Source organism: Streptomyces sp. NPDC127190 (assembly GCF_042672505.1).
Classification (GTDB): Bacteria; Actinomycetota; Actinomycetes; order Streptomycetales; family Streptomycetaceae; genus Streptomyces.
Window position 1 is genome coordinate 1 of record NZ_JBHXVE010000057.1, and the last position, 8,286, is coordinate 8,286.

Genomic DNA, 8,286 nt, shown 5'->3' on the forward strand with positions numbered 1-8,286 from the left:
GGCGGGGGCGGGGGGCGCCCGCCGCCCCGCCCCCCCCCGGCCCGGGCGCCTCCGCCAATCCGCACCCGCCAATGGGGGGGCGGGTGTTTCTCCCCCCGCCCCCCCCTTTCGTCGTGCCTGCGCCGAGAACGGCTCGCCGTTGCCGAGAACGGCTCGCCGCTGTCTAGAACGGCTCGAAGTCGTCGAACTCCTGGCTGGCCTCGTCCCGTTCGGCCTGCTTGTCCCGGCGGCGCTGGGTCGCGGGCCGCGGGGCGTCGAAGCGGTGGTCCTCGCCACGGCGGCCCAGCATCTCCGCACCGGCCATGACGGTCGGCTCCCAGTCGAAGACGACCGCGTTGTGCTCGGGGCCGATGGCGACCCCGTCGCCGGACCGGGCGCCCGCCTTCATCAGCGCCTCTTCCACGCCGAGGCGGTTGAGCCGGTCGGCGAGGTAGCCGACGGCCTCGTCGTTGTTGAAGTCGGTCTGCCGCACCCAGCGCTCCGGCTTCTCGCCCCGCACCCGGAACAGCGGCTCGCCGCCGACCTCCTCGCGGGTGACGGTGAAGCCGGCGTCGTCCACGGCCTTGGGCCGGATGACGATCCGGGTCGCCTCCTCCTTGGGCTTGGCGGCCCGTGCCTGGGCGACCAGCTCACCGAGGGCGAAGGACAGCTCGCGCAGCCCGATGTGGGCAACGGCCGAGACCTCGAAGACGCGGTAGCCGCGGGCCTCCAGGTCGGGGCGGACCATCTCGGCGAGGTCCTTGCCGTCGGGCACGTCCACCTTGTTCAGGACGACGATCCGGGGCCGGTTGTCCAGGCCGCCGTACTCCCGCAGCTCGGCCTCGATGATGTCGAGGTCGGAGACGGGGTCGCGGTCGGACTCCAGGGTCGCGGTGTCCAGCACATGCACCAGCACACTGCACCGCTCCACGTGCCGCAGGAACTCCAGGCCGAGGCCCTTGCCCTGGCTGGCGCCCGGGATCAGACCCGGCACATCGGCGATGGTGTAGACGGTCGAGCCGGCGGTGACGACACCGAGGTTCGGCACCAGGGTGGTGAAGGGGTAGTCGGCGATCTTCGGCTTGGCCGCGCTCAGCACCGAGATCAGCGAGGACTTGCCCGCGCTCGGATAGCCGACCAGCGCCACGTCGGCGACCGTCTTCAGCTCCAGGACGATGTCCTGGACGTCGCCCGGGACACCGAGCAGCGCGAAGCCGGGCGCCTTGCGGCGGGCCGAGGCCAGCGCCGCGTTGCCGAGGCCGCCCCGGCCGCCCTGCGCGGCGATGTACGACGTCCCGTGCCCGACCAGGTCGGCGAGGACATTGCCCGCCTTGTCCAGGACGACGGTGCCGTCCGGCACCGGCAGGATCAGGTCCTGGCCGTCCTTGCCGGAGCGGTTGCCGCCCTCACCGGGCTTGCCGTTGGTGGCCTTGCGGTGCGGGGAGTGGTGGTACTCGAGCAGCGTGGTCACGGACTGGTCGACGGTGAGGATGACATCCCCACCGCGGCCGCCGTTACCGCCGTCCGGGCCGCCGAGCGGCTTGAACTTCTCGCGGTGGACGGAGGCACAGCCGTGGCCTCCGTTACCCGCGGCGACGTGCAGCTCGACGCGGTCCACGAAGGTGGTCATGGTGCAGTGCCTCCAGAAATGTTCGGGTGTTTCTCTCTTAACACGCGAAAGGCGGACCCGCCTTCCCGACCGGGAAGTGAGGTCCGCCTCGCGAATCGAAACGTTCGGGCTACGCCTTGGTTCAGGCGACCGGAACGATGTTCACGACCTTGCGGCCACGGTGGGTACCGAACTCCACCGCACCGGCCTGGAGGGCGAACAGCGTGTCGTCGCCGCCACGGCCGACACCGGCGCCGGGGTGGAAGTGGGTACCGCGCTGGCGGACCAGGATCTCACCCGCGTTGACGACCTGACCGCCGAAGCGCTTCACGCCGAGCCGCTGGGCGTTGGAGTCGCGACCGTTCCGGGTGGACGATGCGCCCTTCTTGTGTGCCATTTCTCCTCAGTCCCTTACTTCGCAGCCGTGGGGATCGACGTGACCTTGATCGCCGTGTACTGCTGGCGGTGACCCTGCCGACGGCGGTAGCCGGTCTTGTTCTTGTAGCGCAGAATGTCGATCTTCTGCCCCTTGTGGTGGTCCACGACCTCGGCCTGGACCTTGATGCCGGCCAGCACCCACGGGTCGCTGGTCACAGCGTCGCCGTCGACAACGAGCAGGGTCGAGAGCTCGACCGTGTCGCCAACCTTGGCAGTGGAAATCTTGTCAACCTCGACGATGTCGCCGACAGCAACCTTGTGCTGGCGACCGCCGCTGCGCACGATGGCGTACACGCGGATCTCACTTTCGCTCGTAGAAACGGCACCCCCGCAGGCCAGCCGCCCGGGAAGACCACGGGCGACCTCTCCCGGCCCACCAGGTGTCCGGGAGGAAAAGGTTTACGGGGATGTAGGCATGTGCAAAGGACACGCCGACGGTCTAGGTTACGGGGCCCGACCATGAGGGTCAAACCGGGCCCCGCTCAGCCGGAGACCGCGGCCGCGTACTCCGCGTACGCCGTCCTGATCCGCTCCGGCGTGAGGGCGAGGTGCTCCAGGATCGTGTAGCGGCCGGGGCGGGTCTCCGGCGCGAACTCCACCGCCCGGGCGAACTCCTCGTCGCTGAAGCCCAGCTCCGCCGCCGTCACCGGCAGCCCGTGCCGGCGCAGGGTCTCGGCCATCAGCAGGCTGCCCTCCTCGTCGCCGCGCAGCCGCATGGCGAAGGCGGCCGCGAGGCCGACCTGCTCGCCGTGGCTCGCCGCCCGCCCGGGGTGGAGCAGGTCCAGCGCGTGGCCGATCTCGTGGCAGGCGCCGGAGGAGGGGCGGGTGTGCCCGGCGATGGACATGGCGATGCCGGACAGCACGAGCCCCTCGGCCAGCACGGTCAGGAACGCGTCGTCGCCGCAGCCGCCCGGGTGCCGCAGCACGGCCTCGCCGGCCTGCCGGGCCATGGCGGCGGCCAGACCGTCGATCTTCTCGCCGTTGACCTGGTGGGACAGCTCCCAGTCCGCGACCGCGGAGATGTTGGACACGGCGTCGCCGATGCCGGAGCGCACGAACCGCAGCGGCGCCTCGCGGACCACGTCCAGGTCGATGAGGAGGGCGACGGGGGTCGGCACGCCGTAGGAGCCGCGGCCCGCGTCGTTGTCCAGGATGGACACGGGCGAGCAGATCCCGTCGTGGGCGAGGTTGGTGGCGACGGCGACCAGCGGCAGGCCCACCCGGGCCGCCGCGAACTTGGCGCAGTCGATGACCTTCCCGCCGCCCAGCGCGACCACCGCGTCGTAGTGGCCGGACTTCATCTCGCCGGCCAGCCGGACCGCGTCGTCCAGGGTGCCGCCGCCCACCTCGTACCAGGTGGCGCCGGGCAGCGAGGGCGAGACCCGCTCGCGCAGCCGGGCGCCGGAGCCGTTGCTGACGGCGACCGCCAGCCGGCCGGACTGGGCGATCCGCTCGTCGGCGAGGACCGCCCCCAGGTCGGCCAGGGCACCCGGGCGGATGTCCACGACGACCGGCGAGGGGGTCAGCCGGGTCAGGAGCGGCATGCGATCTCCCGGCCGCGGGCGAGATCGTCGTGGTTGTCGATCTCCACCCAGTCGACGTCGCCGATCGGCGCGACGTCGATCCGGAAGCCGCGATGGACCAGCTCCTGGTAGCCGTGCTCGTAGAACTGCTGCGGGTCGGTCTCCCAGACCGTCTTGAGCGCGTCGGCCAGCTCGGCGGCGGCGTCGCCCTCGATGAGGGTGACCCCGATGTACTCGCCGGTCGCCTCGGCCGGGTCCATCAGCTTGGTGATCTTCGTCATCCCCTTGGCCGGGTCGACGACGACCTTCATCTCCTCGTCGGCCAGGGACTTCACGGTGTCCAGCGCGAGGATGATCTTCCTGCCCTCACCGCGGGCGGCCAGCAGCGTCTTCTCGACCGAGACCGGGTGCACGGTGTCGCCGTTGGCGAGGATCACGCCGTCCTTCAGGGCGTCCCGGCCGCACCACAGGGAGTAGGCGTTGTTCCACTCCTCGGCCTTGTCGTTGTCGATGAGGGTGAGCTTCAGGCCGTACTTCGCCTCCAGGGCCGCCTTGCGCTCGTACACGGCCTCCTTGCGGTAGCCGACGATGACCGCGACCTCGGTCAGACCGACCTCGGCGAAGTTGGCCAGGGTCAGGTCGAGGACCGTGGGCTCGCCCTCGATGCCCGCGGGCCCCACCGGCACCAACGCCTTGGGCAGGGTGTCGGTGTAGGGGCGCAGTCGCCGTCCGGCGCCGGCTGCCAGCACGAGGCCTATCATCGCGGTCTTTCTCCTTCGTTTCGCGCTTCCGCCGGTGTCCGACGGTGGATCGGGCCCCCCGGAAAAAACCGTGTGGCCCCGCCCTGACGACGGGGCCACACGGGATGGGACGAGTCGGGCGTCAGCCCTCGTCGGTGGTGGAGACGGTGGCGGTCTTCTTCGCCGTCGTCTTCGCGGCGGCGGTGGTGGCCGACTTGGCCGCCTTCTTCACCGTCGTCTTCTTCGCGGCCGTCTTCTTGGCCGCGGTCTTCTTGGCGGCCGTCTTCTTCGCCGCGGCCTTCTTCGCCGGTGCCTTCTTGGCCGCCTTGCGGGCGGTCTTCTTGGCCGGCGCGACCTCCTCGACGCCGGGCGCCTCGGCCTCCGCCGGGGCAGCCTCGGCCTCCGGGGCGGCCTCCGCCGCGGCCGACGGGACGACCACGACGGCCGCCTCCTCGGGCGCGGTCGGCGCGGTGGCCTTGCGCACCGCACGGCGGCGCGGACGGGCCGGCGCGGCGGCCTCGGCGGTCTCGGCGGGCTGCACGGGCGCGTCCTCGGCAGCGGCCGGGGCCTCCTCCACCGGAGCCTTGGGCGCGGCGGCCTCGGCCGCGGGAGCCTCGGCGATGGTCACCACGGCGGCCTCGGCACCCGCGGGGGAACCGGCCGGCGCGGACACCTTCCGGGTCGCCCGACGGCGCGTACGGCCCTTCGGCGCGGCCTCCTCGGCGGCAGGAGCCTCGGCAACCTCCACCTGCGGCTCCGCCGGAACCACCTGGTCCTCGGCGGCCACCGGCTCGGCCAGGGCCTCGGCGGCGGTCTCCGGCCGTACCGGACGCGCGGCCGCCTCCTCGGCGGTGACGTCCTGCGCGGTCGGCACCGCGGCGGCGGCCTCCTCGGCCTCGGCGGCCCGGGCGGCCCGCTCGGCGCGGTCGGCCCGCGGGGCCTTCTCCGCCCTCGGCGCACCCGCCGGAGCGGACGCCCGGCGGCTCGCCCGGCGCCGCGTACGGCCACGGCCGGCCGCCGCCTCCGCCTCGGCGACGCTGTTGTACAGCTCCTCGTCCGGCGCGAAGTCGGGGGCGGGCAGCGAGACCGGCTCGGCGATCTCGGCGGCCACCTCGGCGGCGGACTCGGCCTCCGGCTCGACGGCCTCACCGGTCTCCACGGCCACCGCAGCGGTCTCGTGCACATGCACGTGCTCCGGCTGCTCCGGCGCCTCGCCACGGCCACCGCGCTTCTTGCGCTTGCCGCCGCCGTTGGCGCTCGGCTGCTCCATGTGCACGATGACACCGCGGCCGTTGCAGTGGACGCAGGTCTCGGAGAAGGACTCCAGCAGACCCTGGCCGACCCGCTTGCGCGTCATCTGCACCAGGCCCAGCGAGGTCACCTCGGCCACCTGGTGCTTCGTACGGTCGCGGCCCAGGCACTCCAGCAGGCGGCGCAGCACCAGGTCGCGGTTGGACTCCAGGACCATGTCGATGAAGTCGATGACGACGATGCCGCCGAGGTCGCGCAGCCGCAGCTGGCGCACGATCTCCTCGGCCGCCTCCAGGTTGTTCCTGGTCACGGTCTCTTCGAGGTTGCCGCCCTGACCGGTGAACTTGCCGGTGTTGACGTCGATGACGACCATCGCCTCGGTCTTGTCGATCACCAGCGAACCGCCGCTGGGCAGCCAGACCTTGCGGTCCAGCGCCTTGGCCAGCTGCTCGTCGATCCGGTAGGTGGCGAAGACGTCGACCTCGGAGGTCCACTTCGACAGCCGGCCGGCCAGGTCGGGCGCGACGTGCGCGACATAGCCGTGGATGGTCTGCCAGGCCTCGTCACCGCTGACGATGACCTTGGAGAAGTCCTCGTTGAAGATGTCGCGCACGACCCGGACGGTCATGTCCGGCTCGCCGTACAGCAGCGTCGGAGCGTTGCCGCTCTTGGCCTTCTTCTGGATCTCCTCCCACTGCGCCTGGAGCCGCTCGACGTCGCGGCGCAGCTCGTCCTCGCTCGCGCCCTCGGCGGCGGTGCGCACGATGACGCCCGCGTCCTCGGGGACGATCTTCTTGAGGATGGACTTCAGCCGGGCCCGCTCGGTGTCGGGCAGCTTGCGGCTGATGCCGGTCATGGAGCCCTCGGGCACGTACACGAGGTAGCGGCCCGGCAGGGAGACCTGGCTGGTCAGACGGGCGCCCTTGTGGCCGATCGGGTCCTTGGTCACCTGCACGAGGACGGACTGGCCGGACTTCAGGGCGGCCTCGATGCGGCGCGGGCCGTTGGCCATGCCGAGCGCCTCGAAGTTGACCTCGCCGGCGTACAGGACGGCGTTGCGGCCCTTGCCGATGTCGATGAAGGCGGCCTCCATCGACGGCAGCACGTTCTGGACCTTGCCCAGGTACACGTTGCCGACGTACGAGGTCGACTGCTCCTTGTTGACGTAGTGCTCGACGAGCACCCCGTCCTCCAGGACGCCGATCTGGGTGCGGTCGCCGTACTGGCGTACCACCATCACCCGCTCGACGGCCTCGCGGCGGGCCAGGAACTCGGCCTCGGTGATGATCGGAACGCGTCGGCGGCCCTGCTCACGGCCTTCGCGGCGGCGCTGCTTCTTGGCCTCCAGACGGGTCGAGCCCTTGATGGACTGGACCTCGTCGGACGGCTCGGCGGGCTTGCGCGGCTCGCGGACCTTGACGACCGTACGCTCCGGGTCGCCCTCACCGGGCTCGGTGTCGACGGAGGTGTCACCGGCCCGGCGACGGCGCCGGCGGCGACGACGGCTGCTGGCGCTGCCGGACCCGGCCTCGCCGAGGGCCTCCTCGGCGTCCTCTTCCTCCTGCTCGGCGGTGTCCTCGGCGTCCTGCTCGGCCTGCTCGGCGGCGAGTTCCTCGGCCTCCGCGCCCTCGCCCTCGGCGAGGTCACCGCGGCGGCGGCGACGGCCGCCCCGGCGGCGCCGGCGGCGGGACCCGGACTCCTCGAAGCCCTCGGCCTCCTCGGAGTCCTCGCCGTCGGCCAGGTCCTCGGCCTCGGCCGGCTCCTCGGCGGACTCCTCCGCCTGCACCGGCTCCTCGGCCGGGGCGGCCTGCGTCTCCTCGGCCTGGGCGGCGCCCCGGCGGCGACGGCGACGGCGCGAGCCGGCCTCCAGGCGTTCCTCCACGCGCTGCTCCGAGTACTCCTCGGTCTCCTCGGGCTCCTCCACCTCGGCGGCCTCCGCGGCGGCCTCGACGGCGGCCCGCTCCGGGGTCTGGAACCGGGGCTCGGCGAACACCGGCGCCCGGAACACGGCGACGGCGGGGCGGGCGGGCCGGCGCGGGCCCTCGCCCTCGTCGGCCGCGGACGCGGACTTGGCGGGCTCGGAGAAGCCGAACGCGGGGCGTACGGCCCGGCGGCGGGCGCGGCGCGGGGCGGCGGCCTCGGCGGCGGGCTGCGCGGGCTCGGCGGCCGGGGCCGGCCGGGTGGCCGTGGCGGGCTCGGTGGTGGGCGTGGTGACGGGGACCTCCGGGGTCTGCGTGCCGGCCTCGGCGACGGGCTTCTCCTCCTCGGCCTCGGCCTCGGCGGCGGGAGCGCCCTCGGGCGCGGACACGCGTCGGGTGGCCCGGCGCCGGGTACGGCGCGGAGCGGCCTCCTCGGCAGCGGCGGCGACGGCGGGAGCCGCGGGCTCCTCGACCGGCTCCTGCGCGGCGGCAGCGGCGGCCGGGGCCTCCTCGGCGGCGGGCTCGGCGGCCTTCGGCGCACCGGCGGGGGCGGAGGCGCGGCGGCTGGCGCGACGACGCGGCCGGGCGGCAGGCGCGGCCTCCTCCTCGACAGCGGCAGCCTCCTGCTCAGCCACCTCGGGCTCAGCAGCGGCAGCAGCCGGTACGACGGTCTCGGCGGCCTCCTCGGCAGCCACCGGCGCACCGGCGGGAGCGGAGGCACGACGCGCGGCCCGACGACGCGGCCGGGCGGCAGGCGCGGCCTCCTCCTCGACAGCGGCAGCCTCCTGCTCAGCCACCTCGGGCTCAGCGGCGGCAGCAGCCGGTAC

The 8,286-nt window shown here is 73.4% G+C and carries 6 protein-coding genes; all 6 read right to left on the minus strand.

Annotated features, from left to right (window positions below):
- Nucleotides 1–163: 163 nt before the first annotated feature.
- On the minus strand, nt 164–1,609 hold the full coding sequence (gene obgE / locus ACFVIU_RS38865) for a GTPase ObgE (RefSeq protein WP_385848490.1): 1,446 nt from the start codon (nt 1,607–1,609) through the stop codon (nt 164–166).
- A gap of 121 nt (nt 1,610–1,730) precedes the next feature.
- The gene (gene rpmA / locus ACFVIU_RS38870) at nt 1,731–1,985 is read right to left on the minus strand and encodes a 50S ribosomal protein L27 (RefSeq protein ID WP_023550764.1); all 255 of its coding nucleotides are present in this window, start codon (nt 1,983–1,985) and stop codon (nt 1,731–1,733) included.
- 14 nt (nt 1,986–1,999) lie between these two features.
- Nucleotides 2,000–2,320 (minus strand): 50S ribosomal protein L21, encoded by a 321-nt coding sequence (gene rplU / locus ACFVIU_RS38875; protein ID WP_009188585.1) that lies wholly within the window; start codon nt 2,318–2,320, stop codon nt 2,000–2,002.
- Nucleotides 2,321–2,508: 188 nt separating this feature from the next.
- On the minus strand, nt 2,509–3,570 hold the full coding sequence (locus ACFVIU_RS38880; protein ID WP_385848492.1) for an iron-containing alcohol dehydrogenase family protein: 1,062 nt from the start codon (nt 3,568–3,570) through the stop codon (nt 2,509–2,511).
- Nucleotides 3,558–4,310, minus strand: a complete 753-nt coding sequence (locus tag ACFVIU_RS38885; protein WP_385848494.1) for a sugar phosphate nucleotidyltransferase — start codon at nt 4,308–4,310, stop codon at nt 3,558–3,560. Before ACFVIU_RS38885 ends, ACFVIU_RS38880 begins: the two co-directional genes overlap by 13 nt.
- A 121-nt stretch (nt 4,311–4,431) precedes the next feature.
- Nucleotides 4,432–8,286, minus strand: a 3,855-nt coding sequence (locus ACFVIU_RS38890) for a ribonuclease E/G (protein ID WP_385848495.1), incomplete at its 5' end; no start/stop codon positions are given.